The sequence below is a fragment of the Streptomyces sp. NPDC048496 genome (genome assembly GCF_043200055.1).
In the GTDB taxonomy this organism is placed as follows: Bacteria; Actinomycetota; Actinomycetes; order Streptomycetales; family Streptomycetaceae; genus Streptomyces.
In genome coordinates, this window is record NZ_JBICXB010000008.1 from 82,301 (window position 1) to 107,193 (window position 24,893).

The 24,893-nt window shown below is 69.7% G+C and carries 22 protein-coding genes and 3 pseudogenes; 8 read left to right on the forward strand and 17 right to left on the reverse strand.

Annotated elements, in window-relative coordinates; all coding sequences use genetic code 11:
* Positions 1 to 38: 38 nt before the first annotated feature.
* Positions 39 to 1,250, reverse strand: a complete 1,212-nt coding sequence (ftsY, locus tag ACGFSA_RS11455; RefSeq protein WP_393302962.1) for a signal recognition particle-docking protein FtsY — start codon at positions 1,248 to 1,250, stop codon at positions 39 to 41.
* Positions 1,251 to 1,469: 219 nt separating this feature from the next.
* On the opposite strand from ftsY, the pseudogene ACGFSA_RS11460 reads away from it, so the two are divergent.
* Both ACGFSA_RS11460 and ACGFSA_RS11465 read left to right on the forward strand, forming a co-directional pair.
* Positions 1,470 to 1,724 (forward strand): annotated as a pseudogene (locus ACGFSA_RS11460) (cytosine permease); the annotation flags it as partial.
* A gap of 33 nt (positions 1,725 to 1,757) precedes the next feature.
* Positions 1,758 to 2,087: pseudogene (locus tag ACGFSA_RS11465) on the forward strand (LLM class flavin-dependent oxidoreductase); the annotation flags it as partial.
* Between the two features lie 79 nt (positions 2,088 to 2,166).
* Here the strand turns inward: ACGFSA_RS11465 and ACGFSA_RS11470 are convergent.
* The 4 genes from ACGFSA_RS11470 to ACGFSA_RS11485 form a co-directional block, all read right to left on the reverse strand.
* Positions 2,167 to 3,585, reverse strand: coding sequence for a sugar porter family MFS transporter (locus tag ACGFSA_RS11470; RefSeq protein WP_393302964.1), 1,419 nt, complete (start codon positions 3,583 to 3,585; stop codon positions 2,167 to 2,169).
* Between the two features lie 204 nt (positions 3,586 to 3,789).
* Positions 3,790 to 7,527, reverse strand: a complete 3,738-nt coding sequence (locus ACGFSA_RS11475; protein WP_393302966.1) for an AAA family ATPase — start codon at positions 7,525 to 7,527, stop codon at positions 3,790 to 3,792.
* Positions 7,528 to 7,995: 468 nt separating this feature from the next.
* Positions 7,996 to 8,208 carry a hypothetical protein gene (locus tag ACGFSA_RS11480; protein ID WP_018551753.1) on the reverse strand — a complete coding sequence of 71 codons (213 nt, stop codon included), beginning with the start codon at positions 8,206 to 8,208 and terminating at the stop codon, positions 7,996 to 7,998.
* 439 nt (positions 8,209 to 8,647) lie between these two features.
* On the reverse strand, positions 8,648 to 8,929 hold the full coding sequence (locus ACGFSA_RS11485) for an acylphosphatase (RefSeq protein ID WP_393302969.1): 282 nt from the start codon (positions 8,927 to 8,929) through the stop codon (positions 8,648 to 8,650).
* 148 nt (positions 8,930 to 9,077) lie between these two features.
* On the opposite strand from ACGFSA_RS11485, the gene ACGFSA_RS11490 reads away from it, so the two are divergent.
* Complete coding sequence (locus tag ACGFSA_RS11490) at positions 9,078 to 10,010, forward strand: CAP domain-containing protein (RefSeq protein ID WP_393302971.1); 933 nt, start codon at positions 9,078 to 9,080, stop codon at positions 10,008 to 10,010.
* Positions 10,011 to 10,277: 267 nt separating this feature from the next.
* On the opposite strand, the pseudogene ACGFSA_RS11495 reads toward ACGFSA_RS11490, so the two are convergent.
* Positions 10,278 to 10,481, reverse strand: a pseudogene (locus ACGFSA_RS11495) (transcriptional regulator); the annotation flags it as partial.
* An 8-nt stretch (positions 10,482 to 10,489) separates the two neighbouring features.
* Here ACGFSA_RS11495 and ACGFSA_RS11500 point away from each other — a divergent pair.
* Positions 10,490 to 10,663: a hypothetical protein gene (locus tag ACGFSA_RS11500; RefSeq protein ID WP_393302973.1), complete on the forward strand. Its 174-nt coding sequence runs from the start codon at positions 10,490 to 10,492 to the stop codon at positions 10,661 to 10,663.
* A 1,088-nt stretch (positions 10,664 to 11,751) separates the two neighbouring features.
* A complete protein-coding gene (locus ACGFSA_RS11505; RefSeq protein WP_393302975.1) occupies positions 11,752 to 12,156 on the forward strand; it encodes a winged helix-turn-helix transcriptional regulator in 405 nt (134 codons plus the stop codon).
* Here ACGFSA_RS11505 and mutM read toward each other — a convergent pair.
* The 9 genes from mutM to ACGFSA_RS11550 form a co-directional block, all read right to left on the reverse strand.
* The gene (gene mutM / locus ACGFSA_RS11510) at positions 12,146 to 13,015 is read right to left on the reverse strand and encodes a bifunctional DNA-formamidopyrimidine glycosylase/DNA-(apurinic or apyrimidinic site) lyase (RefSeq protein WP_393302977.1); all 870 of its coding nucleotides are present in this window, start codon (positions 13,013 to 13,015) and stop codon (positions 12,146 to 12,148) included. The two genes, ACGFSA_RS11505 and mutM, sit on opposite strands and share 11 nt — an antisense overlap.
* Positions 13,016 to 13,160: 145 nt before the next feature.
* Positions 13,161 to 13,985: a ribonuclease III gene (gene rnc, locus ACGFSA_RS11515; RefSeq protein ID WP_393302979.1), complete on the reverse strand. Its 825-nt coding sequence runs from the start codon at positions 13,983 to 13,985 to the stop codon at positions 13,161 to 13,163.
* Positions 13,986 to 14,004: 19 nt separating this feature from the next.
* Complete coding sequence (gene rpmF / locus ACGFSA_RS11520) at positions 14,005 to 14,178, reverse strand: 50S ribosomal protein L32 (RefSeq protein ID WP_003965982.1); 174 nt, start codon at positions 14,176 to 14,178, stop codon at positions 14,005 to 14,007.
* A gap of 2 nt (positions 14,179 to 14,180) precedes the next feature.
* Positions 14,181 to 14,789: a YceD family protein gene (locus ACGFSA_RS11525; RefSeq protein ID WP_393302981.1), complete on the reverse strand. Its 609-nt coding sequence runs from the start codon at positions 14,787 to 14,789 to the stop codon at positions 14,181 to 14,183.
* A 251-nt stretch (positions 14,790 to 15,040) separates the two neighbouring features.
* Positions 15,041 to 16,180 carry a cell division initiation protein gene (locus ACGFSA_RS11530; protein WP_393302983.1) on the reverse strand — a complete coding sequence of 380 codons (1,140 nt, stop codon included), beginning with the start codon at positions 16,178 to 16,180 and terminating at the stop codon, positions 15,041 to 15,043.
* A gap of 98 nt (positions 16,181 to 16,278) precedes the next feature.
* The gene (gene coaD / locus ACGFSA_RS11535; protein WP_366134445.1) at positions 16,279 to 16,758 is read right to left on the reverse strand and encodes a pantetheine-phosphate adenylyltransferase; all 480 of its coding nucleotides are present in this window, start codon (positions 16,756 to 16,758) and stop codon (positions 16,279 to 16,281) included.
* Positions 16,759 to 16,784: 26 nt separating this feature from the next.
* Positions 16,785 to 17,369 (reverse strand): 16S rRNA (guanine(966)-N(2))-methyltransferase RsmD, encoded by a 585-nt coding sequence (gene rsmD / locus ACGFSA_RS11540; protein WP_393302985.1) that lies wholly within the window; start codon positions 17,367 to 17,369, stop codon positions 16,785 to 16,787.
* 114 nt (positions 17,370 to 17,483) lie between these two features.
* Positions 17,484 to 19,703: an ATP-dependent DNA helicase RecG gene (recG, locus tag ACGFSA_RS11545; protein ID WP_393302987.1), complete on the reverse strand. Its 2,220-nt coding sequence runs from the start codon at positions 19,701 to 19,703 to the stop codon at positions 17,484 to 17,486.
* Positions 19,704 to 19,827: 124 nt separating this feature from the next.
* The gene (locus tag ACGFSA_RS11550; protein ID WP_393302989.1) at positions 19,828 to 21,465 is read right to left on the reverse strand and encodes a DAK2 domain-containing protein; all 1,638 of its coding nucleotides are present in this window, start codon (positions 21,463 to 21,465) and stop codon (positions 19,828 to 19,830) included.
* A 257-nt stretch (positions 21,466 to 21,722) separates the two neighbouring features.
* On the opposite strand from ACGFSA_RS11550, the gene rpmB reads away from it, so the two are divergent.
* Entirely contained in the window at positions 21,723 to 21,908 is a 186-nt protein-coding gene (gene rpmB / locus ACGFSA_RS11555; protein WP_030928661.1) for a 50S ribosomal protein L28, read from the forward strand.
* A gap of 103 nt (positions 21,909 to 22,011) precedes the next feature.
* Here rpmB and thiD read toward each other — a convergent pair whose 3' ends face one another.
* Positions 22,012 to 22,827 (reverse strand): bifunctional hydroxymethylpyrimidine kinase/phosphomethylpyrimidine kinase, encoded by an 816-nt coding sequence (thiD, locus tag ACGFSA_RS11560; protein WP_393302991.1) that lies wholly within the window; start codon positions 22,825 to 22,827, stop codon positions 22,012 to 22,014.
* A 28-nt stretch (positions 22,828 to 22,855) separates the two neighbouring features.
* Positions 22,856 to 23,827, reverse strand: a complete 972-nt coding sequence (locus ACGFSA_RS11565) for a thiamine-phosphate kinase (protein WP_393302993.1) — start codon at positions 23,825 to 23,827, stop codon at positions 22,856 to 22,858.
* Between the two features lie 320 nt (positions 23,828 to 24,147).
* Here ACGFSA_RS11565 and ACGFSA_RS11570 point away from each other — a divergent pair, with 320 nt between their 5' ends.
* Together ACGFSA_RS11570 and ACGFSA_RS11575 are read left to right on the forward strand one after the other, a co-directional pair.
* Positions 24,148 to 24,381, forward strand: a complete 234-nt coding sequence (locus ACGFSA_RS11570; protein ID WP_358861084.1) for an Lrp/AsnC ligand binding domain-containing protein — start codon at positions 24,148 to 24,150, stop codon at positions 24,379 to 24,381.
* Between the two features lie 20 nt (positions 24,382 to 24,401).
* Complete coding sequence (locus tag ACGFSA_RS11575) at positions 24,402 to 24,890, forward strand: DUF3515 domain-containing protein (RefSeq protein ID WP_393302996.1); 489 nt, start codon at positions 24,402 to 24,404, stop codon at positions 24,888 to 24,890.
* The last annotated feature ends 3 nt before the right edge of the window (positions 24,891 to 24,893 follow it).

Here is a 24,893-nt window from a genome sequence, read left to right on the forward strand (position 1 = left end):
GCCCGGCGTTCGGGGGCGGAGGAGCCGCAATCGGCCCGTCAGTCGCCGATCAGTGCGTCGACGAACGCCTCCGGCTCGAACGGAGCCAGGTCGTCCGGTCCCTCGCCGAGACCCACGAGCTTCACCGGTACGCCCAGTTCGCGCTGGACGGCGATGACGATGCCGCCCTTGGCGGTGCCGTCCAGCTTGGTGAGAACAATGCCGGTGATGTCGACGACCTCGGCGAACACCCGTGCCTGAACCAGGCCGTTCTGCCCGGTCGTGGCGTCGAGGACGAGCAGGATCTCGTCGAGCGGGCCGTGCTTCTCGACAACGCGCTTGACCTTGCCGAGCTCATCCATGAGCCCGGTCTTGGTGTGCAGCCGGCCGGCGGTGTCGATGAGAACGACATCGGCACCCTCGGCGATACCTTCCTTCACCGCGTCGAAGGCGATCGACGCCGGGTCGCCGCCCTCGGGTCCGCGCACGGTCCGGGCACCGACACGCTCGCCCCAGGTCTGGAGCTGGTCGGCGGCGGCGGCACGGAAGGTGTCGGCCGCGCCGAGCACCACGCTGCGGCCGTCGGCGACGAGGACCCGGGCCAGCTTGCCCGTGGTGGTGGTCTTGCCGGTGCCGTTGACGCCGACGACCATCACGACGCCGGGCGTGTCGACGCCGCTCTCCGTCTTGACCGCACGGTCGAAGTCGGTGCCGAGCAGCGCCAGGAGCTCCTCGCGCAGCAGGCCGCGCAGCCCCTCGGGGGTACGGGTACCGAGGACGCGGACGCGCTCTCGGAGCCGCTCCACCAGCTCCTGGGTGGGGGCGACGCCGACATCGGCGGTGAGGAGGGTGTCCTCGATCTCCTCCCAGGTGTCCTCGTCGAGGTTGTCGCGGGACAGAAGCGTGAGCAGTCCCTTGCCGAGGGTGCTCTGCGAGCGGGCGAGCCGGGCGCGCAGCCGTACGAGACGGCCCGCGGTGGGCTCCGGGATCTCCAGCGCGGGGACTGCGGGCGCCGCCGGTTCGGCGACTGCCGGGGCTTCCTCGGCGGGAGCCTCGGCGCCGGCGGGACCGGCCTCCTCGATGGTGCGGCGCGGTTCCTCGCGCGGTGTCTCGGCTTCCTCGCCGACATGGGGTTCGGCGGGAGTGAGGGTCGGCGTGCTCGACGGTGCCGGGGGCAGCTGCTTCTTCTTACGGCCGCTGACCACGAGCCCGCTGATCAGGCCGGCCACGACCAGGGCGGCGATGACTACAGCAAGGATGACGAATTCCATAACCCACCCAGTATCAGTCACATCCCCGCCAGGTGGCGGCCCCGGAGGACCACTCCGGGATCCGGAAGGTCGTTATGGCCCTTTTGGCGGCAAAGGTACGATCCGGCCCGCGGGGACCCGCGGCCTGGACCCCGTCCCCGACAGCGAGCGCACCGGCCGGACTGGATCTCCATGCCGTATCTGCCGACTGCCGCGGTCGGAATCGTGCTGATCAATGCGATGTCGATGCATTCGGCCGGTTTCACCGCACAGGCACTGGGATTCGCGTCCCCTCCCACCTGGGCGATCGGTATGAATGCCGCGATCAGTCTCCTTCCGGGGAGTCTGCTGATGATGGTGGCGACGAGTTTCCCTGGATTCGTTCATCCCCTTTCCGACCTTGCTCGCCGTGACGTTCTCGGCGTGGATCGGCGTATGTGGATCGGCGTATTCGGAGTGGATCAGCTGCGGGGGCGTTCGTACGATGCGGCGCTGCTGGACACCCGTCCCGCGGGCGCCTACTGGTGCACCGGCGGCTTCGCCGTGCCGGCGACAAAGACGCCATTGCTGCATGTGTCGGAGGATCCGGAGCGGACGTGGGGCCGGCACGGCGGGCACTTCCTGCACGAGGCCCGGACCTACGCCTCCTGGCAGTCGAAGGACGTCCGGTCGGCCGTGCGCTCGGCGGCCACGACGGTGGCGGAGCTGCGGGACGAAGAGGTCTACCGGATCGTCACCCCGGAGCAGCTGGTCGCGCTGGACGCCGACAGCCTGGTGCTGTATCCGCTGTGCGTCGGAATGCCGGTCGAGGAGGGGTGGCGCGGCCTGCGGCTGTTCTGCGAGGCGATCTCCGGCTGACGTACGCAGGGACGGACGCGCGTCCCCGGCCCGCGGGCGCGGGCCGGGGACGGGTGGTCGAGGAGATGGGCAGCGGGGATCAGCCCATCTCCTCCAACGCCTTGCCCTTGGTCTCCTTCACGAACTTGAGCACGAAGGGGATCGAGAGCACGGCGAAGCATGTGTAGATGATGTAGGTGCCCGACAGGTTCCAGTCGGCCAGGCTCGGGAAGCTCGCGGTGATCGCCCAGTTGGCGATCCACTGAGCGGACGCGGCGACACCGAGCGCGGCGGCGCGGATCTTGTTCGGGAACATCTCACCGAGGAAGACCCAGACCACCACACCCCATGACAGGGCGAAGAAGAGCACGAAGACATGGGCCGCGATGAGGGCGACAACACCCTGAGTGGTGGGGAGTTTGCCGTTGACCAGTTCGGCGGAGAAGGCCCAGGCCTCACAGGCCAGTGCGATCGCCATGCCGGTGGAGCCGGCGAGCGCGAGCGGTTTGCGGCCCACTCGGTCGACGAGGACCATCGCGATCACCGTACCGATGATGTTGACGATCGATGTGGTGAACGACCAGAAGAACGACGTGGTCGGGTCGATACCGACGGACTGCCACAGCGTCGCCGAGTAGTAGAACGCCACGTTGATGCCGACGAGTTGCTGGAACGCCGAGAGACCGATACCGACCCAGACGATCGGCAGGAAGCCGAAGCGGCTGCCGAGCAGGTCCTTGAAGGTGGACTTGTGCTCGCGGTGCATGGCTGTCTGGATCTCGGCCACGCGGGCATCGAGGTCGACTTCCTTGCCCTCGACCTCGGAGAGGATCTTCTTGGCCCGCTCGTTCTTGCCGACGGAGATCAGGTAGCGCGGCGACTCGGGGATCGCGAACGACAGCAGGCCGTAGAGGAGCGCCGGTACGACCATGACGCCGAGCATCCACTGCCAGGCCTCGAGGCCGCCGATCGTTCCGCGCTGCTTGCCGTCGGCGAGTTGCAGGATGCCGAAGTTCACCAGCTGCGAGATGGCGATGCCGATGACGATCGCGGCCTGCTGGAAGGAGCCGAGCCGGCCACGGTAGGCGGCGGGTGAGACCTCGGCGATATAGGCCGGGCCGATGACCGAGGCCATGCCGATCGCGAAGCCGCCGATGATCCGCCAGAAGGCCAGGTCCCAGAGGGCGAACGGGAGCGCGGAGCCGATGGCGCTGATGGTGAAGAGGACCGAGGCGATCCGCATGCAGCGGATGCGGCCGATCCGGTCGGCGATACGGCCCGCCGTGGCGGCGCCGATGGCGCAGCCGATCAGGGCGACGGCGATCACCTGGGCCAGCGTTCCGGAGCCGATGTCGTAGCGGTCCCGGATCGCCTCGACGGCGCCGTTGATCACGGCGCTGTCGTAGCCGAAGAGGAAGCCGCCCATCGCAGCGGCTGCCGTAATGAAGATGACGTGGCCGAGGTGTTCCGGATGGGCCGCGCGGGCTCCGGATCCCGGTGTCTGCGATGTGCTGGTCACATGATCTCCTGGTGCCTGGCCGCGTCGTCAGGCGTGGGGGGAACTCTTCCAAGTGGCGCATAACTCCAGAGGCGCCACCACTTGAAGTCAAAAAAGACGATCCAGAGCCTATGCCTTCAAGTTTCGAAGTCAATCACGCGTAAGTCGACATCTACCCAGGGCCACCCAAAAGGTGCGTTGAAGACTTGAAGATTTAGTAAAGCCTCAGCGGAGCCGCTGGCTGATGACCTTGGAGACGCCGTCACCCTGCATCGAGACGCCGTACAGCGCGTCCGCGACCTCCATCGTCCGCTTCTGATGCGTGATCACGATGAGCTGCGAGCTCTCCCGGAGCTCTTCCATGATCCGGATCAGCCGCTGCAGATTGGTGTCGTCGAGAGCCGCCTCGACCTCGTCCATCACATAGAACGGACTCGGCCGGGCCTTGAAGATCGAGACCAGCAACGCCACAGCCGTCAGAGACCTCTCGCCGCCCGAGAGCAGGGAGAGCCGCTTGACCTTCTTGCCCGGCGGGCGCGCCTCGACATCGACCCCGGTCGCCAGCATGTTGTCCGGATCGGTCAGGATGAGCCGCCCCTCACCGCCCGGGAACAGCCGTGAGAAGACGCCCTCGAACTCACGGGCCGTGTCCCGGTACGCCTCCGTGAACACCTGCTCGACCCGCTCGTCGACCTCCTTGACGACCTGCATCAGATCGGCCCGGGTCTTCTTCAGGTCTTCGAGCTGCTCGGAGAGGAACTTGTGCCGCTCCTCCAGTGCCGAGAACTCCTCAAGGGCGAGCGGATTCACCTTCCCGAGTTGCTGATACGCCCGTTCGGCGGATTTCAGCCGCTTCTCCTGCTCCGCCCTGACGAACGGCTTCGGCTGGTTGCGCGGATGCTCAGGGTCCTCCGGCAGTTCCTCACCCTCCGCGGCCGGCGACGGGGGCACCAGCTGGTCGGGGCCGTACTCGGCGGCCAGCCCGGCCGGCTCCACGCCCAGCTCCTCAAGGGCCTTCGCCTCCAGCTGCTCTATCCGCAGCCGTTTCTCGGCGCCGAGCACCTCACCACGGTGAACGGAGTCGGTCAGCTTGTCCAGCTCACCCTTGAGCTCACGTCCGTGGCCACGCTCGACGATCAGTTCCTGCTCGCGCTCCGCCTTCGCCGCCTCGGCGGCGACCCGCTCCTGCCCGGCGCGTTCGACGGACACCTCGACATGGGCGAGGAGCTGACGGGCACCGGAGGCAACGGCCGAGGCCACCGCAGCCTCGTGGCGCAGCCGGGCGCGACGCTGCTCGGCACGGGCACGGGCCTCGCGTTCGGCGCGGGCACCGCGGTCGAGGGAGTCCGCACGCCCGGCGAGTCCCTTGACCCGTTCCTCGTGGGTACGGACCTGGAGCCGGGCCTCCATCTCGGTCTGGCGGGCATTGGCACCGTCGGCGGCGAGCCGGTCGCGCACGGAGTTGTCCGGCTCCTCCTCGACCGGCATCTCCTCTGCGACGAGCAGCCGTTCCGCCAGTTCCTCGACCTCCTCGGTCGCCCGCTCCAGGGCGTCCTGGGCGCGGGCGGCGGAGGCGGCCGACCGCTCGGCCTCGCCCGCGGCCCCGCGGGCCTGCCCGGCGAGCCGGCCGAGCTGCTGGGCCACCCCCGACTTCTCCCGCTCTGCGGCCCTGCGCCGCTCCCCCAGCTCCTCGACGAGCGCGGCGCAGGCACTGCGTCGCTCCCCCGCGAGCCGCTGGGCCTGGGCCAGTTCGGTGCACCGGACAGCAAGGTCCGCCAGTTCGGCGGCGGCCTCGTCGACGGCCGCCTGCACTTCGAGCAGGCTGGGCGCCCCGGCGGAACCGCCGTGCGCGAAGTGCGCCCCGAGGACGTCTCCTTCACCGGTCACGGCGGTCAGCTCGGGATGCGCGGCAACAAGATCCTCGGCGTCCTCCAGGGTGGGGACGACGACCATGCCACGCACGAGCCGACGCACGGCAGCCATCAGCTCAGCGGGTCCGCGGACAAGATCGGCGACTGCGGGCGGGGCGTCCGGGGCAGCGGCGCGGAGCACGTGGCCGGGTGCCTCGGGGCGGCCGGCGGGGCCGTGGGACGGGACGTCGGGGGCCTGACCCGGCGCCGGGACGTCCCCGGCCGCGGCGGGCGCCGAACCCTGCCCGGGTACCTGCTGCGTCGCGGCCCCGCCCTGGAGGAGCACCTGCCCCGTATCAGCGTCGGACGCACCCGCACCCGCGCTCGCACCCCCCAAAAGCAGCGCCGCCCGCCCCGCGTCCTGCTTGCGCAGCAGCCGGATGGCGTTCGCTGCCGTAGCCGGGTCCGTCACCGCCACCGCGTCCGCCGCCGCGCCCAGTGCCGCCGCGACCGCGACCTCGTGGCCCGGGGCCACCGTCAGCAGTTCCGCGGCCGGGCCGAGCAGGCCCGACAGGCTGTCGCGCGAGGCGAGCAGCGCGCCCGTGCCGTCCTTGCGGCGCAGGCCCAGGGCCAGGGCCTCGTGCCGGGCCGCGACCGCCGCCCGCTTCCGTTCCGCGCCGGTGGCGGCCTCCCGGGCGGCGGAGTGGGCCGACTCCGCCTCGACGAGCTCCCCCTTGGCGGCGTCGTGGCGCTCGCCCAGCTCCGCGTCACCCGCGTCCAGCCCCTCCACCTCGGCCTTGAGCTGCTCGTACTCCTCCTGCGCCCTGACCGCCCGCTCCTGCGCCTCGTCACGCGAGGCGGCCAGCCGGTCGATCTCCGCCTGCGCCGAACCGGCCCGGCTGCGCGCCGCGTTGACCTGCCCGGTCAGCCGGGCGAGCCCTTCGCGCCGGTCGGCGATGGCGCGGGCAGCGTCCTTCAGCCTGCGCTCCTCGGCCGCCAACTCCCGTTCCAGCTCGGCCCGGTGGGCGGCGGTGTCCTCCAGCGCGTGTTCCGCCGCCGCCAGCGCGGCCTCCAGCTCCGCCTCCTGCTCCCGGATCCGGGCGGCCTCGCGCTCCATGCTTTCCGGGTCCCTGAATCCCGTACCGCGCCGCTCCTCCTCGGGCGCTGCGGTGGCGCTCTTCACCCGGGCATCGGCCAACAAGATCGTGCCGCGTACCCGCTCGGCGAGCTGCGACAGCTCGTACCAGGTCTGCTGGGCCCGCTGCAGGCGCGGCGCCAGCCGTCGTACCTCGTCCTCCAGCTCCGCCTCACGCGTCAGCGCCGCCTTCAGCTCCGCCTCCGCCGCCTCCCGACGCTGCTTCAGCGCCGCTTCGTCGGCGATCTCGCTGCGCAGCGCGTCGTGCAGCCGCACCAGGTCGTCGGCGAGCAGCCGCAGCCTCGCGTCGCGCAGATCGGCCTGGATGACGGCGGCCCGCCGGGCGACGGCCGCCTGCCGGCCCAACGGCTTCAACTGCCGCCGCAGTTCGTCCGTGAGGTCCTGGACACGGGCCAGATTGGCTCCCATCGCGTCCAGCTTCCGCAGCGCCTTCTCTTTCCGCTTGCGGTGCTTGAGCACACCAGCGGCTTCTTCGATGAATGCGCGGCGCCCCATCGGATCGGCATGGAGTACGGAGTCCAGCTGGCCCTGTCCGACGATGACGTGCATCTCCCGGCCGATACCGGAGTCGGAGAGAAGTTCCTGGATGTCGAGGAGCCGGCACGTATCGCCATTGATCTGGTATTCGCTGCCGCCGTTGCGGAACATGATCCGCGTGATCGTCACTTCGGCGTACTCGATAGGCAGCGCACCGTCGGAATTGTCAATGGTCAGCGACACCTCGGCGCGTCCGAGCGGCGGCCGCCCGGTGGTGCCGGCGAAGATCACGTCCTCCATCTTGCCGCCGCGCAGGGATTTGGCTCCCTGCTCACCCATGACCCAGGAGAGCGCGTCCACCACATTGGATTTGCCGGAACCGTTGGGACCGACGACGCAGGTGATCCCGGGTTCGAACCGCAGGGTCGTGGCGGAGGCGAACGACTTGAAACCACGCAGGGTCAGGGCCTTGAGATGCACGCCGCCGGACTCTACCTTTCGCTCTCGGTTTCACTGATGAAGGTGCAGGGCACATCAGACGGTAACGGCCTCCCGCGCGATAGGGAGTGGATCAGCGAGCGGCGTCGTGCGGCTTCGACTGCAAGGCGGACGAGGGAGTCGACGCGGAGCGTCGGTGACTGACGACAACGCGGCAAGCGGAGCCGCAGGGCGTCGGGAGCCCACTCCCTATCGCGCGGGAGGCCGTAAGGGAAGGGGTGTACATCCGGGGCGGGTCTGTCGCAGTCGGGGAAAAGAAAGAAGGGACGCCGAAGCGCCCCTTGCAAATCTTGCGAAGTGCTGCGTGACGGATCAAAGAACGCGGCGGATCAAGAAGGCGACAGATCACAGTGATGATCTTCAATGATCCGGTGACGATTCCGGTGACGATCCGGTGATGAACTCAGACGGCTGACGCGAGCAGCCCGACCGGCCCCTGTGGGCCCTCGGTCAGGTCAGCGCCGGCTCCGCCTGAGGTACGTCGATGTCGATGCTGTCGAGCAGCGACTCTTGGTGCTGGGCGGCGGCGTTGAGCGCGTCGTTCTCGTCCTGGATCCGTACGAGCTCGGATTCCAGGTCCTGGACGCGCTGCTGGAGCCGTCGCATCTCGGCGAGGAGTCGCGGGTCGGAACCGCCGACGTAACCGAGAAGCGCCTTTGCCATGATGGATGGTCCTCCACACTGAGTGACCGACCGATGCGGTGTGGGTCGTGAGGGAATCGCACCCGCGGTGCTCGGCAGTGCCCTGTCATCACTGCGGTTCTGCTGCCAAAGAACTCTGCCAAACAGCTAAGGTGCGCGGGGTTTTCAGCGTCTCACCAAAAAGTTTGACGGTCAACACGATCACACCCCGTAGACGCGGGTGACCCGGGGGCGCGCGGCTTGACGATCACGCGGCGCGACTCTCCTGCGGGGCCCTGGGGGGCGTGGAGATCATCCTTACTGCCGCAGCCTGGCACGGCAGCCGAATCTTGGCAACTGTCCGGTCCTTCCGCAGGTCATTTCATGTGTACGCAGATGAGCGGGCTTTCTCGTCACCCCTCGCCGCCCATCGAACACGGTCCGAACACGACCCCGAATTCGGACCTCATTCGGAACGGGATCAGCGGATCGCAAACCCCTCGTAACCGCCGCGCGGGGTGCCCCAGATCTCAGTGACTCCATCCACGCGTCCGGGTGTGTCGTCGGAGCACAGCCACTCCAGCAGGCGGTGGCAATTCTCACGTTGCCCCTCGGCGACAACCTGTACTCGACCGTCGTCGAGATTGAGGGCGAATCCGGTGAGGCCACCGATCTCCAAAGCATTTGCCCTGGTGAACCAGCGGAACCCTACTTGCTGTACTCGGCCGCGCACCCAGGCGGTGAGTCGTACATCTTCGTTCATGGCCGAACGCTAACCGGCAAATTGCTCAAGGGTCACTTCGCCCCGTTGAGCCATGGCGTACAGTCCCGTCGAAACCAGAGCCTCACTCGATCGGGTGAGGCGTATTGACGCCGATTCTGGCGTCCAGACCATCAGAAGGGGACGGCAGATGGGACGCCATCGACGCTCCGCCGCAGGTCCCGTGGCAGGTTCGGTCGCTGACACGCCCGCGGTCGCGAAAGCCCGCGCGCGCCGCGGCGCGCGCCGCAGGAAGCGGTCCGGCGTGCCCATGCGTACGGGACTGATCGGCGTCTCCGCTGCGATGGCCGTCGGAGTCGTGGCCGTGGCTTCGGGTCTGCTGCCCGGCGGCGGCACGTACCAGGTGACCGGTGGCGCGGCGACCGACCAGATCCGCTCCCAGGGAGCGCCGGACCTGCTGACGCAGGGCGGCTCCACCACCGCTCCGGCCGACCGCGGTATCGCGTCGGCCGAGGCCGGCCGCAGCACCGAGCGTTCCCCGGGGCCCCGGAAGTCCGAGCGGTCGGGCTCCCCCAGCACCTCGGTCACGCCGTCCGCCTCCCCTTCGAAGGCGGCCGAGCAGACAGAGAGGACGAAGGCGCCCGCGGCAGCCGGGGCGACCGGTTCCGCGCCGTCCGCCACGGCCTCGGCGGCGCCGACGACATCTGCCGCCGCTCCGGCGCGCAGGGCCACGCCCCCGGCCGGCGACACCTCCGCCCAGGCCGCCGTGCTCGCGCTGGTCAACCAGGAGCGCGCGAAGGTCGGCTGCAGCCCGGTCACGGCCAGTGCCCCGCTCACCTCGCTCGCCCAGAACTTCAGTGACGACATGGCGGCCCGCGGCTTCTTCGACCACACCGACCCCGACGGCCGGACCCCCTGGGACCGCGCGTCGAAGGCCGGTGTGACGGGGCTCGGCGGCGAGAACATCGCCCGCGGCCAGGCGGACGCACAGGCGGTGATGGACTCCTGGATGAACAGCAAAGGCCACCGAGCAAACATTCTCAACTGTGACTACAAGACCCTCGGCGTGGGAGTGCACTTCGGCTCCGGCGGCCCCTGGTGGACCCAGGACTTCGGTTTCTGAGATTTTCACAGGTCAGCGACCTGTCAGATTTCTTGGGCCGCCTCGGGGCCGTTATCGGCAACCGAGGCGGCCCAAACTGTGTCTACGGCGGCCCGCGTACGGGTCTCGCTCGACGGCATCAGATGCGTGTAGGTCCGCAGCGTGAAGCCGGGGTCATGGCGGCCGAGGTGTTCACTGAGAGCCTTGATGCTCGTTGTGACGTGACGCGCCGTTCGGATACTGGTCCCCACAGTGCGCTGTCGTCACGGCGTCCGGGTGGCAGAACGAGAGATCAGCCAGCGGCAGGCCCAGGTGATCGTGCCATGCCCGGCGGCCGGTGACGGTCACGGCGAGCGCGCGGGTCGTGCCGATCCGCGTGACCCAGCCGGCGGTGAGGGCGTGGCTGCACAGGGCGGCACCCACCGCGCCGGCCAGGTGGGGGCGGCGCTCGGTCCAGTCCAGGCACGCGCGCACCAGCGGGCGACGGCTGCCGCGCCGCCGTGCTCTACACGATCACTTTCCAGGCACCCGGCTTCTATCGGAAACAAGGGTGGAAGCGCCTGGGAGAGGTCCCCTGCGATCCGCCGGGCACCAGCCGCGTCTTCATGACCAAAGAACTCGCTGCCCAGACCGGCAACAGAGTTCGATCAGGCAACGCGGCGAACGTTGCCTGATGCGGCACTAGCTAGAGGCGTGCGCCACCGTGAGGCTCCGTCCGGGCGGGCGCGGAGCGTCCCCCGTACGGCTCCGCGCCGTAGACTTATCAGGGAGCTTGAGCCTTGCCAGACGTCCAGTTCAGGCGGGCCCCGCGAGATTGATCCCGCCAAGGGCGGCGGGATCGGAGTTTCCCGCGGCTCCGGCCATCGCGGGCTCTCTCCAATGAGCGGAAGCCTCTGCCTCGCGTTGTGAGCGGTGGAATCCCCTCAGGAAGGACGTGGGCCAGATGAGCCACCTTGTGAGCCAGGTGCCCATCAGTGACATCACAGTGGCCGCTTCGGCCGTGCGCTGGATTTTCCCCCTCGGCATAGCAGTGGTCGTAGTCGCTGTTCTGCTTGGCCTCGTCTGGTGGGACACGCGCCGTCGGTCTCGAGCACGACAGCAGGGACCACGGGCCCAGCCTTCCTCCCGAAGCGGCGAAAACTTGAGGGATGCAGATGATTTCGGGGAAGGTCTCAGCCCATATGAGATCAACCGGCCCTCTTCGCCAAGGGACGCACACAAGGATGACAACAGTGGGGCTTTTGGCAGTGGAGGACCCGGCGGCTGACAGGTCGGCGACATCGGCGGCACTTGCCGAGATCATCGCGCGGTCAAGATCTACTTTCGATACACGCCCTAACTAGTGCCCCTCCCGGCAACGTTCGCCCTGTTGTGATGACGTGCCGTCCAGGTGCTATGCCGGACAGCACGTGGCCGACATGCTGTGTGGGTGGAAGCTCACCCTAGAACTGTTACAGGTTTCTCTACCTCATCAAGGCACCCGGCTCTGGCTGCGCCCGCGCTCCTGCCTGCGGCCCGCTCGGCGCTGCCGCCGCCGACGCGCGCCCGCAGTGGATAGGCCCGACAGCTCAGCAGCAGGTCACAGCGTTGATCGCTCACATGACCGCAGGTCGAAGACCCGGCAGGTCACTTCTTCGGTTCTGATCCTTCCGGGGCTCTCCGGGATTCCTTCCGGACCGCACGGGCCGCACTTCTGCCTCATCACTTACCCCCGCACAGCGCACTCCAAAAGGGAGCGCTGTGCGGGCGTAAGCTGTTTCTCATGGACGAGACCACCCCGCGGGACGGCGCCGACAGCCTGCCCTTCGACGTGTTCTCCCGGCAGTGCCCCTCGCGCGGCACGCTGGAGCACGTCACCGGGCGCTGGGGCAGCCTTACGCTGACCGCGTTGTACGAGACGGGTGCCCGCTTCAACGAGCTGCGCCGCAAGGTCGACGGGGTGAGCGAGAAAATGCTCTCCCAGACGCTTCACGCACTGGAGCGGGACGGCCTCGTCCTCCGGGAGGCGCAGCCCACCAATCCGCCACGCGTCGACTACGAGCTGACCCCGCTGGGACGCGAGGTCGCCGGCCGGCTGCTCGCGCTGATCCACCTCGTCGAGGGCCGGATGCCCGAGGTCCTCGACGCCCGCAGCCGTTACGACGAGGCGCGCGAGGTCACGCTCTAGGCGTGCTGACCCGCGGCGGCCGCTGGCAGCTCGGGCAGTAGTAGCTGGAGCGGTTCATCCACGGGCGGCGGCGCATCGCCGTACCGCAGCGGTGGCAGGGCTCGTCCTCGCGCCCGTACGCGTCGAGCGACCGGTCGAAGTAGCCCGACTCGCCGTTCACATTGACGTAGAGACTGTCGAAGCTGGTGCCGCCCTGCGCGAGCGCGGCGTTCATCACGTCGCGGACATGGCCGAGCAGCTCGGCCGACCTGGGCCGGGTCAGGGTCGCGGTGGGCCGGTCGTAATGCAACCTGGTGCGCCAGAGCGCCTCGTCCGCGTAGATGTTGCCGACGCCGCTGATCAGCGACTGGTCGAGCAGGGCACGCTTGACCGTTGTACGGCGCAGACGCAGAGCGGTGTGGAACGCCGCGTCGTCGAAGGCGGGGTCCAGGGGGTCGCGGGCGATGTGCGCGATGGTGTCGGGCAGCCCGTCCCGGGTGTTCTCGTGGACGGAGAGCCCGCCGAAGGTCCGCTGATCGACGAAGCGCAGCTCGGTGCCGAGGGCGTCGTCGAAGCGGATCCGGATCCGCAGATGCTTCTCGTCGGGGGTGTCCTGCGGCTGTACGAGCAGCTGACCGCTCATGCCGAGGTGGCCGAGGAGCGAGGAGGAGTCGTCGTCCAGCGGAACCCACAGGTACTTGCCGCGGCGCATGGCCGTACCGAAGCGGCTACCGCTGAGCCGGGCCGCGAAGTCCGTGGAACCCGCGAGATGGCGGCGGACCGCGCGCGGGTGCAGGACCTCGACCTCACCGACCGTGCGGCCGGTGACCCAGCGCTCAAGACCGCGCCGTACGACTTCGACCTCAGGCAGCTCGGGCACGGAGTGGCTCCTCAAGAGACTGGACAGTTTACGGGGTGTACGGCCCTGATCCGCCGGACGCCCCCGGGGCGTGACTGTGCGGTCACGCCCTGGGTCCGGACAGGGAGAACCCCCCGGTGCACGAGGCGCCGAGGGGTTTCCCGGGTCAGGCCGGAGTGACGTCCGTGGACAGCAACGGGCCGGCAGGGGTGTCGGCGGCCCCTCCGTCGGCTGCGGCCTTCGCCGCGGCCTCCCGCTGCTCCGCAGCAGCGCTGATCTCGCGCCAGGCGGACTCCGCCGCCTGCTGCTCCGCTTCCTTCTTGCTACGGCCGGTGCCGGTGCCGTACGAGACACCACCGACGCGAGCAGCAGCAGTAAAGGTCTTCTCGTGGTCCGGGCCGGTCTCCGTGACGAGGTACTCGGGGACTCCGAGGCCCTCGCTCGCGGTGAGTTCCTGGAGGCTGGTCTTCCAGTCCAGGCCGGCGCCGAGATTGGAGGACCTGTCGATCAGCGGGTCGAAGAGCCGGTGGACCAGCTCCGAGGCCGCGCTGAGGCCCTGATCGAGATAGACCGCGCCGATCACCGCTTCAAGCGTGTCGGCGAGGATGGATGCCTTGTCCCTGCCGCCCGTGCCCTCTTCGCCCCGGCCGAGCCGGATGAAGGAGCCGAGGTCGAGGCCGCGGCCCACCTCCGCAAGTGCACGCGAGTTGACCACCGCGGCCCGCAACTTGGCCAGCTGGCCTTCGGGCAGGTCGGGGTGGGTGCGGTACAGCGTGTCCGTGACCACTAGACCGAGTACCGAATCCCCGAGGAATTCGAGCCGCTCGTTGGTGGGCAGGCCGCCGTTCTCGTATGCGTACGAACGGTGGGTCAGCGCACGCACCAGAAGGGCGGACTCAAGGTGATACCCGAGCCGCCCTTCCAGAAGCGTGTGGGACGAGGCTGTGTTGACGTTGTCTGCCTGCTTCTTGGCGTGGGACAACTCAGACATCGGGCCTCTCACCAGCCGCTCAGACTTCGAGGACCTGGCGCTTGTTGTACGTGCCGCAGCTGGGGCACGCGATGTGCTGCAGCTTCGGCTCCTGGCAACGCTCGCACGAAACCAGGGTGGGGACCGCAGCCTTCCACTGCGACCGGCGGTGGCGCGTGTTGCTGCGCGACATCTTCCGCTTCGGAACAGCCACGGCTACTTCTCCTGCTTCTCGTCGACGCCCGCTTCGGCGCCGCCCATGTTGTCCTTCTCGCCGTCCTGAACGGTCTCGGCGAGTCCTTGCAATGCCGCCCAACGGATGTCGACGGCATCGTGGTGGTGACCGGGGTTCTCGTCCAGCCTGATCCCGCATTCGGAACACAGGCCGGCACAGGTCTCCCGGCACACCGGCTGCATCGGCAGTGCGAGCACCACCGCATCACGCAGCACTGGTTCGAGGTCGAACAAGCCGTCCTCGATGAAGAGCCTGTCCTCGTCGTCCTCGGCGTCGTCGGCCGGGTCCGCCGCCTTGCTGCGGCCCCGGTCATCGGCGTCAGGGTACGAGAACATCTCCTGGAAGTCCGCCGCAACCTCTTGGCGCAGCGGCTCCAGACACCTTACGCACTCCCCCTCGGCCGACGCACGGGCGGTGCCTGTGACAAGCACCCCTTCCATGACCGATTCGAGGCGGAGCTCCAGCTCCACGGGTGCGCCTTCCGGCACACCGATGACCCCGTCGATACCGAGGTCCTGGGGCGCGTCCACCGAGCGGGTCAGCCGCAGGAGGGCACCGGGACGCCGACCCAGCTCGTGCGTATCGAACACGAGAGGGTTTCGGTGGTCGAGGTGGCCGTTCAGGGCTTTTCCTGCTTTCGAAAATCGTATGCATGGCGCAATGCGCACCGTGGGGAGGGGCCGACCGGATCGGAAGTCGAAGCGGACAGCCGGGACCGCAGATCTACGCGCGACCGAAGAACCAGGATACTGGACGCGTTACCCTGCTCCCAACCGGGGCCGATTCCGGTCCCGAACCGGCCGGAACCGGTCGCGTTCGGCCTGCGTCCGGATCGCCCCGGTCAGCGCTCCTGCTCATACCGGCGGAGCTGATTGATGTCGATCATGCTGGTGTCGAAGAGGCTGGTCTCGTCGAGGGCGCTCTCGCCCTGCGGCGGAAGGGGCTGGTGCGCCGGCATCGGCTGCTGCCAGCCCTCGTACCCCTGCGGCTGCAGCTGTGCCTGGCCCTCGTCGTACCCCTGCGGCTGCAGCTGTGCCCGGCCCTCGTCGTACCCCTGCGGCTGCAGCTGTGCCCGGCCCTCGTCGTAACCCTGCGGCTGATAGGCGGCGTACGGGTCCGGCTGCTGGTACCCGTACATGTCCTGCTGCGGCTGCTCCTGGTACGCGTACGTCTCCGCGTAGCTCGGCTGCGCCTGTGCCGGGAAGTGCGGCTGGACCTGCTGGGGCACCGGCTGCGGCTCCGGGGTGGCGAGCTCGGCGAGACCGGCCCAATGGTCCTCGTCGCTGGTGTGGCCCTGACTGCCCGCGGCATCCTGGGCGGCCATGTGCGCGCCGAGATCGTCGGTGGCGACCCGGCCGTGCAGCTTCTGCCGGCCGCGGCCGACCGCTTCCAGGGTCTTGGCGAGCACGGCCTCGAACGCGCCGAGCTTGGTGTCCACGTACTCGTCGGCGCGGTGCCGGAGCGTCTCCGGGTCGGCGCTGCGCTCGGGGGCCTCGGCGAAGTCGGGGTCCTCGTACCCCTGCTCGTCGAATCCCTGGCCACGGCCGAGGAGCTTCTCGCGGCCCCGGTCGACGGAGCCGATGGTCTTGGTGAGGACGACCTCGAAGTTGGCGAGCTGGCTGTCGACGTACTCGTCGGCCTCGGCGCGTACCTCGTCGGCCTCCCTGCGGGCCTCGTCGAGGATGCGGTCGGCCTCGGTCCGGGACTGCCGGGCGATCTCGGTGTCGGAGATCAGTGAGCCGCGCTGGGCGTGGGCGGTCTCGATGATCCGCTCGGCCTCCTGCCGGGCCTGCTCGACCATCTGCTCCCGGCCGCCGATGAGCTCCTGGGCGTGGGCGAGTGAGCCGGGGAGGGCTTCACGTACCTCTTCGAGCATGGCGAGCAGATCGGCGCGGTTGACCACGCACGACGCCGACATGGGCATGGACCGGGCGTTCCCGACCGCTTCGACGATCTCGTCGAGCTTCTTCTGCACGTCCACCGTGTGCTCGCCACTCTCTACTGCTGATTGGAGACGGACGGCACGACTGTACGGCCAGTCGGCGCCCGTCCGACACCGGGTGACGGACGGTCAGTGCATCACTGCTGGGCGAGACGTTCGACGAGTGCCTCGTGGACCAGCGGCGGCAGCAGGTGCGAGACGTCGCCGCCCCAGGCCGCGACCTCCTTGACCAGGGAGGACGACAGGAAGCTGTACGTGGGATTGGTCGGCACGAAGAGCGTCTCGACCCCGGAGAGGCCGTTGTTCATCTGGGCCATCTGCAGCTCGTAGTCGAAGTCACTGACGGCCCGCAGGCCCTTCACGATCGCCGGGATGTCGCGCTGCTTGCAGAAGTCGACCAGGAGGCCGTGGAAGGACTCGACCTCGACGTTGCCGAAGTCCGCGGTGACCTGACGGATCAGCTCGATCCGCTCGTCGATCGTGAACAGGCCCTTCTTGGACTGGTTGATCATCACCGCGACATGTACGACGTCGTACAGCTTCGAGGCGCGGCCAATGATGTCGAGGTGCCCATTGGTGATGGGGTCGAACGACCCCGGACAGACGGCGCGGCGCAACTTGAGTCCCTCGCTCTCCGGTGCGGTCATCGTGCGTCTTCGCACGTAGAGGCGGCGCGACCGTACCAAAGCGTTCCCTCGCCGTAGCGACGGGCCCGCAGTGGCTCGAATCCCTTGGGCCAGTTGAATTCTCCGCCTCTGGTGCTCCGTTCCACGGTGACGAGGGCATCGCCGGTGAGCCAGCCCTGAGCACGGAGTGTGAGCAGTATCTCGCCAAGATCGCCATCGGTGACGGCGTACGGCGGATCCAGGAAGACCACGTCGTACGGGTCCGCGGGCGCCGGTCCTGTCACGATCTGTTCGGCTTTGCCGGTACGGACTTCGGCGCCGGGCAGACCGAGCGTACGGACGTTGTCCCGGACCGTGCGGGCGGCCTTGGTGTCGGCCTCGACGAGCAGGGCGTGGACCGCGCCGCGGGAGAGCGCTTCGAGACCGACGGCGCCGGAGCCCGCGTACAGATCCGCGATTCGGATGCCCTCCAGGGTGCCCAGGAGCGCTTCCCAGGTGGAGAACAGGCCCTCGCGTGCGCGGTCGGAGGTGGGGCGGGTGCCGGTGCCGGGCGGGACGGCCAGGCGGCGTCCGCCGGCCGAGCCGGCGATCACGCGGGTCATGGGTGTCTGATCCTCGGGTCGGGGGGTGGCCCGCCGGTGTCGGGCGGGCGCCGTGCATCCCACGATATGGCTTCGGGCCCGCCGGGGCTTGGGGGCCCCGTGCGTCCCCCGTCCTCAGCCCTTGTCGAGGTACTCCTCGCGCTCCTTGTCGAGCAGGGCGGCCAGCGCGGTGCGCAGCTCCGGCAGGCGGACCAGCTCCGGGTCCGCCGCGACGATCGTCACGGCCTCCTCGCGGGCTGCGGCGATGACCTCCTCGTCGTCGATGACGGAGAGCATCCTCAGGGACGTGCGGACCCCGGACTGGGCCTGGCCGAGGACATCGCCCTCGCGGCGCTGTTCGAGGTCGATCCGGGACAGTTCGAAGCCGTCGAGGGTGGCGGCGACGGCGGAGAGCCGGGCGCGGGCGGGGCTCGCCTCGTGTGCCTCGCTGACGAGCAGACAGAGGCCGGCGGCGGAGCCCCGGCCGACCCGGCCGCGGAGCTGGTGGAGCTGGGAGACGCCGAACCGGTCGGCGTCCATGATCACCATCGCGGTGGCGTTCGGGACGTTGACCCCGACCTCGATGACGGTCGTCGCGACCAGGACGTCGACCTGGCCCGCGGCGAAGCGCCGCATCACCTCGTCCTTGTCGTCGGGGTTCATCCTGCCGTGCAGCACCTCGATGCGCAGACCGGCGAGAGCGCCCTTGGTGAGCTGTTCGGCGATCTCCAGGACCGCGAGCGGCGGGCGCTTCTCCCCGTCGTCCCCGGCCGCCTTCTCCGCGGCCTTCTTCCTGTTCTTCTTCTCGGCCTCGTCGTCGGCGTCGTCACCGATCCGGGGGCAGACGACGTATGCCTGATGCCCGTTCCCGACCTCCTCGCGGACCCGCTCCCAGGCGCGGCTGAGGAAGTGCGGCTTGTCCTTGGCGGGGACGACATGGCTGGCGATCGGCGAGCGGCCCGCCGGCAGCTGGTCCAGGACGGACGTCTCCAGGTCGCCGAAGACCGTCATCGCGACCGTACGGGGAATGGGGGTGGCGGTCATCACCAGCAGGTGCGGCGGCTGCTTCCCCCGGGACCGCAGCGCGTCGCGCTGTTCCACTCCGAAGCGGTGCTGCTCGTCGACGACGACCAGCCCCAGGTCGTGGAACTGCACCTTGTCCTCGATCAGCGCATGCGTGCCGATCACGATCCCGGCCTCGCCGGTGACCAGGTCCAGCAGCGCCTGACGGCGGGCCGCCATCCCCATGGACCCGGTCAGCAGCACCACCTTCGTACCGAGGTCGGAGCCGCCCAGCATTCCGCCTTCGGCGAGCTCCCCCATCATTTCGGTGATGGAGCGGTGGTGCTGCTGGGCGAGCACCTCGGTGGGGGCGAGCATCGCGGCCTGTCCGCCCGCGTCCACGACGGCGAGCATGGCGCGCAGCGCGACCATGGTCTTCCCGGACCCGACCTCGCCCTGCAGCAGCCGGTGCATCGGGTGCTCGGTCGCCAGGTCGTCGAAGATCTCCTTGGAGACCTTCTCCTGGCCCTCGGTGAGGGTGAACGGCAGTTTGGCGTCGAAGGCGTCGAGCAGCCTGCCGTGCCCGGGTCTGCGTGCCACCGCCGGGAGCTGGGTGTCCGCGTACCGTCGGCGGGCGAGCGCGACCTGCATGATGAACGCCTCGTCCCACTTCAGCCGGTCCCTGGCGTCGGCGATGTCCGCCTTGGTCTGCGGGCGGTGGATCTTCAGCAGCGCCTCGGGCAGCGGGGTGAAGCCGCGCCCCTCGCGCAGCGGGAGCGGCAGCGGGTCGACGGCGTCCCGGGCGCTGGGCAGCACGGTGTCGACGGCCTTGGCGATCCGCCAGGAGTCGAGCTGCTTACAGGCGGGGTAGATGGGCAGCAGTCGCCCGGCGAAGGCGTCCACCGCCTCCGTGGCCTCGTCGGCGTCCGCGGTGTCGAGCAGCTGGTACGTGGGGTGCGCGAGCTGCATCTTCCGGTTGAAGACGGAGACCTTGCCCGCGAACATCGCCCGGCGGCCCGGCAGCAGCTCCTTGTGCGGCTTGTGCACGCCGTGGCCGAAGAAGACCAGCTGCAGCCGGCCGCTGCCATCGGTGAGGGTCACCTCCAGGCGCTTGCCCCTGCCGTTGTTGAACACCATGATCCGCGCGTCGGCGACCTGGGCGACGACGGTCACGTGCTCGTCCAGCGGGAGGTCGGTCAGCGCGGTGAGCTGGCCGCGCTCCTCGTACCGCCGCGGGTAGTGGTGCAGCAGATCACCGACCGTGTGCAGGTCGAGGTGCTCGGCCATCACCTTCGCGGTGGCACCGCCGAGCAGCTTCTTCAGGGGTTCATCGAACGCGGACACGCGATCCATTGCACACCAAGCCACTGACAGAAGTCGCCCGCACCACCGGAATCCCCTGGTCGGAAACGTCTGGGCGCCCGTGGGATCGGTCCCCCGGGTCCCCGCTCGACAACGCGCCCCGGGGCGGGTTGTCCTACTCCACCCCGATCAGCAGCGGAGCGCACTGGCGGCCGCCCCGGTACACCACCGTGTCCACCGCCAGGTACCCCTCGCGCACATGCTCCTGCAGCGCCTCCGCCAGGCTGTCCGACACGTCCTCGCCCAGGACCAGCGTCACGAGTTCACCGCCCGCCGACAGCATCCGGTCGAGGACGGCCCGGGCCGTGCCGGGCACGTCCTCGCCGATGACCGCCACATCGCCGTCGATCAGACCCAGGATGTCGCCGGCCTGGCAGATGCCCGCCATGGTCCACGACTGCCGCTCGGCGACGGCCAGTTCGGCGTACCGGGTGGCGCCGGCCGCGGCGGTCATCGCCACCACGTCCTCGTCGAAGCTGCGGTCCGGTTCGTGGACGGCGAGTGCCGCGATGCCCTGGACGGCGGCGCGGGTCGGGATCAGGGCGACCCGGATGCCTTCCGTACGGGCCTGCTCCGCGGCCGCCGCGGCCGTGTGGCGCAGCTCCGCGTCGTTGGGCAGCAGGACCACCTCACGGGCGTGGGCGCGACGGATCGCATCGACCAGTTCACCGCTGGCGGGCGGCTCTCCGGGGCGGGCGAGCACCGTGGTCGCGCCGGCCTCCGTGCACAGCCCGGAGAGCCCGTCGCCCGGGACCACCACGACGACACCGCGCTGCGCGGGCTCGCTGTGGTGGGGGTGGACCCGGTCGGCGCCGAAGTGGGTGATCCGGATCCGGTACGGCCTGCCCGCCTCGACCCCGGCCTCCACCGCCGCACCGGCGTCGTCGACATGGACGTGGACGTTCCACAGCCCGTCGCCGCCGACCACGACGAGCGAGTCGCCGAGCCCGTCGAGCCGGGCCCGCAGCCGGTCGACGGCGTCGTCCCAGGCCTCCAGGAGATAGATCACCTCGAAGGCGGGTCCGTCCACCGGTCCGCCTGCCGCGCAGTCGTCGGCGGCGGCAGCGGTCACGGGGGCGATGTCGGGCGTCACCCAGGTCCCGCGTGCGGGCGCCTCACCGGAGACCGCTTCGACAAGCGCCCCCAGGACGGTCACCAGGCCACGGCCTCCGGCGTCTACGACTCCCGCCCGCCCGAGGACGGCGAGCTGCCCGGGGGTCGCGTCCAGTGCCGTACGCGCCCCTTCGTACGCCGCCTGCGCGACCGCTTCCGGTCTCGGGTCGCCCGCCGTGGCCACGGCGGCCACGGCGGCCGCCGTGGCCACGGTCAGCACCGTGCCCTCGACGGGGTGCGCGACGGCCTGCCGGGCAGCCTCGGCGGCCCGGGTCAGGGCGCGGCGCAGATGGTCCGCGTCGTGCCCGTCGGCCAGCACCCCCGCCATGCCGCGCAACAGCTGCGCAAGGATCGTGCCGGAGTTGCCGCGGGCGCCGATCAGCGCCCCGTGTGCCATGGCCCGTACGACATCGGCGAGGGCGGGCACGGACGTACCGGTCTCGTGGGCGGCGAAGACCGCCTCGACGGCGGCCGCCGCCGATTCCACCGTCAGATAGAGGTTGGTGCCGGTGTCCCCGTCCGCGACGGGGTAGACGTTGATCGCGTCGATCGCCTCACGCTCCCGGCCCAACGCCTCCAGCGCCAGTGAGCACCAGGTACGCACCGCGACGGCGTCCATGTCGTCGGCGGTCTGCGGCACCTGGTGTTCCTCCTGAAGAGCGGCCGTGCGGGCGGACTGAACCGCAGACTAGTCCCGCCCGGTGCCTCCGGCAGGGACAGGGGCGGGGCGGACGGCGGGGAAACCCATGGTAGTTTCCTTCTACCGACGCAGCCGTTGTATGCTGCTTCGGTTGCCCGATGAGAGTCGGGCCTTTCCTCCGGTACCGCCACTTCAGTCAAATGATTCCGGCGCGCCGGAATTCACTGTAAGTGCACCTGAAGTCTTTGGAGTGACCCGTGGCTGCCAACTGCGACGTCTGCGGCAAGGGGCCGGGCTTCGGCAACAACATTTCGCACTCGCACCGCCGTACGTCCCGTCGCTGGAATCCCAACATCCAGCGCGTGCGTGCCGTGGTCGGTCGGACGCCGAAGCGGCTCAACGTCTGCACCTCGTGCATCAAGGCCGGCAAGGTCGCGCGCTGACGTTCCCGTCGTAGCGCAGCCTTCCGGTTGCCCAAAAAGCCGGTCCACCTCGGTGGACCGGCTTTTTGCTGTGCTCCCCCACTCCCTGTCGTGGGGGAGCCCGTTACAGCTGCCAGCCGTGCCGGACCGGGCCGATCCCGGTGCCCAGTGGGAAGCCCGCCGCGATCGCCCCGGTGACGTACGCCTTCGCGGCCCGTACGGCCGCCGGTACGTCGTTGCCCCGGGCCAGCCCGCAGGCGATCGCGGAGGCGAGGGTGCAGCCCGTGCCGTGCGTGTGCCGGTTGCCGTGGCGGGGGGCGCGCAGCCAGTGCTCCTCGGTGCCGTCCGTGAGGAGGTCGACCGGTTCGCCGGGCAGGTGACCGCCCTTGATGACGACCCAGCGCGGCCCGTATCCCAGGATCTCCGCCGCGGCCTGCCGCATTCCGGTCTCGTCCGTGACCGTCACGCCGGTGAGCTGCGCCACCTCGTCCAGGTTGGGGGTTGCCACCGTGGCGACCGGCAGCAGCTTCGTCCGTACGGAATCGAGGGCTTCGGCAGCGAGCAGTGGGTCACCGTGCTTGGAGATCCCCACCGGGTCGACGACCACCGGGGCGTCCGTTCCCGCGAGGAGTGCGGCGACGGTCTCGACGAGGGCGGCCGACGCGAGCATGCCGGTCTTCACCGCCTGGACGCCGATGTCGTCGACGACGCTGCGGTACTGGGCCCGAACCGCCTCCACGGGCAGCTCCCATGCGCCCTGGACGCCCAGCGAGTTCTGCGCGGTCACCGCGGTGATCACGCTCATGCCGTGCACGCCGAGCGCCAGCATCGTCTTGAGGTCCGCCTGGATGCCCGCACCGCCGCCGGAGTCGGATCCGGCAACGGTGAGCACACGGGGTGGAACGAGCGGTACCTGCGGTGCGGCAGAAGGTACGGGCATACGCCTCAATCTACTGGGCGTCCTCGATCTAGTGGGCGTCCTCGATGCCGCCGAAGTGGTCCCAGCCGCCCTTGCTGGTCCACGGGGCCCCGTCGACCGTCACCTGGGGCAGCGCCGACGGGTTGAGGACCTCGCCGATCACCTTCCAGCGGGCGGGCAGCTTCACGTCCTGGGGGAAGGTCGCGACGATCGCGTGGTCCTCTCCCCCGGTGAGCACCCACTGGAGCGGGTCCACGCCGACCGCCTGGCCGATGTCGGACATCTGCGAGGGGATGTCGATCAGCCCGGACCGCAGATCGATCCGGACCTTGCTGGCCTCGGCGATGTGTCCGAGGTCGGCGACGAGTCCGTCACTGACGTCCGTCATGGCGGTGGCGCCGAGTCCGGCGGCCGCGGGGCCCGCGTGGTACGGCGGTTCGGGGCGCCGGTGGGCCTCGACGAAGGCGCGCGGCGAGCGGAAACCGCGGGACAGGACCGCGTACCCGGCGGCGGACCAGCCGAGCCAGCCGGTGACGGCGACGACATCGCCGGGCCGGGCGCCGGCCCGGGTGACGGGTTCGTGGTTGCGCAGATCGCCGAGTGCGGTGATCGCGACGGTGATGGTCTCCCCGCCGACGACGTCACCGCCGACCACGGCCGCCCCCGCGACCTGGCACTCGTCACGGATGCCGTCCATCAACTCGCCCGCCCAGGTGACCGGGAGTTCGGCCGGGACGACCAGGCCGAGCAGCAGCGCGGTGGGGACGGCGCCCATGGCGGCGATGTCGGCGAGGTTCTGTGCGGCGGCCTTGCGTCCGACGTCGTACGCCGTCGACCAGTCGCGGCGGAAGTGCCGTCCCTCCAACAGGATGTCCGTACTGGCCACGACCCTGCGGTCGGGAGCGGCCACGACCGCGGCGTCGTCGCCAGGTCCGAGCCGTACCGCCGGAGTGCTGGTGAGCCGGGACGTGAGCTCCTTGATGAGCCCGAACTCCCCCAACTCGCCCACGGTTCCCTTCACCGAGTCTCACCTCTCATCTGTCGCGCCGGACGGACGTCCGGTCTGGGTCGGCGACCGGTGGTCCGGGCCGTGGCCCGGCCGCCGCCGGGAGCAGTCTGCCCCCGTTGTCACCGGCATGCCTGTCCCCCGTCCGCACCGCTGCGCTTGCGGTCGCGGACCCTCAGTGCTGTCGGTACTGTCAAGGCATACGTCAACTCATGGCATCCGTGCGCCACGCTGTGGACGTCATCCGTTCCACAGGTCTCCCCGCCGCCCTCGGCAACGCGATACCGTGGCGTCTCTTTCCCCCACATGATCCTCGTGGCCGCCCTGGAGGTTCCGTGGTACAGGCGTACATCCTTATTCAGACCGAGGTGGGCAAGGCGTCGACCGTCGCCGAGACCATCGCGAAAATCCCGGGAGTGATCCAGGCAGAGGACGTCACCGGCCCGTACGACGTGATCGTGCGCTCGCAGGCCGGCACAGTCGATGAACTCGGCCGCATGGTGGTCGCCAAGGTCCAGCAGGTGGAAGGCATCACCAGAACTCTGACCTGCCCGGTCGTCCACCTGTAGCCCCCGTCTACGCTGGGCCGGTGACGTCCTTCCGCCGCCGGCTCCGCCGCCCCGTGTTTCTCGGTCCGTCCGCTGCCGTTCTGATGCTGGCCGCGGCGGGCTGCTCCACAACGGACGCCGCGGCGTCGATCACGGTCCCCACCCCGATGCCGGAAGTCGCAGCCTACTGCGGTGCCCTGCACAAGGAGCTGCCGGAGACCGTCGCCGGACAGAACCGTGACGACTCCGGGCCGAAGTCCGTGCTGACCGCCTCCTGGGGGGACGGGGCGATCGTACTGCGCTGCGGTGTCGACCGGCCCGCGAAGATGGACGATCCCATGGCCAAGGGGACCGAGGCGGACGGCGTCAACTGGCTGCTGGAGCAGCCGGAGGACGCCGGTCCGCGCTTCACCACGACCTATCGCAAGGCGTATGTCGAGGTGACGCTCTCGACGGCGTACGCCCATGACGCCAGCCCGCTGGCGGCGTTCGCCCCGGCCGTCAGGAAGACGGTCCCCAGCAGCGTGTAGCGC

Excerpts from the sequence above, each read along its gene's own strand:
- ftsY (WP_393302962.1), bottom strand. The coding sequence starts at position 1,250 with ATGGAATTCGTCATCCTTGCTGTAGTCATCGCCGCCCTGGTCGTGGCC.
- ACGFSA_RS11480 (WP_018551753.1), bottom strand. The coding sequence starts at position 8,208 with ATGGCAAAGGCGCTTCTCGGTTACGTCGGCGGTTCCGACCCGCGACTC.
- ACGFSA_RS11485 (WP_393302969.1), bottom strand. The coding sequence starts at position 8,929 with ATGAACGAAGATGTACGACTCACCGCCTGGGTGCGCGGCCGAGTACAG.
- ACGFSA_RS11490 (WP_393302971.1), top strand. The coding sequence starts at position 9,078 with ATGGGACGCCATCGACGCTCCGCCGCAGGTCCCGTGGCAGGTTCGGTC.
- ACGFSA_RS11505 (WP_393302975.1), top strand. The coding sequence starts at position 11,752 with ATGGACGAGACCACCCCGCGGGACGGCGCCGACAGCCTGCCCTTCGAC.
- rnc (WP_393302979.1), bottom strand. The coding sequence starts at position 13,985 with ATGTCTGAGTTGTCCCACGCCAAGAAGCAGGCAGACAACGTCAACACA.
- rsmD (WP_393302985.1), bottom strand. The coding sequence starts at position 17,369 with ATGACCCGCGTGATCGCCGGCTCGGCCGGCGGACGCCGCCTGGCCGTC.
- recG (WP_393302987.1), bottom strand. The coding sequence starts at position 19,703 with ATGGATCGCGTGTCCGCGTTCGATGAACCCCTGAAGAAGCTGCTCGGC.
- thiD (WP_393302991.1), bottom strand. The coding sequence starts at position 22,827 with ATGCCCGTACCTTCTGCCGCACCGCAGGTACCGCTCGTTCCACCCCGT.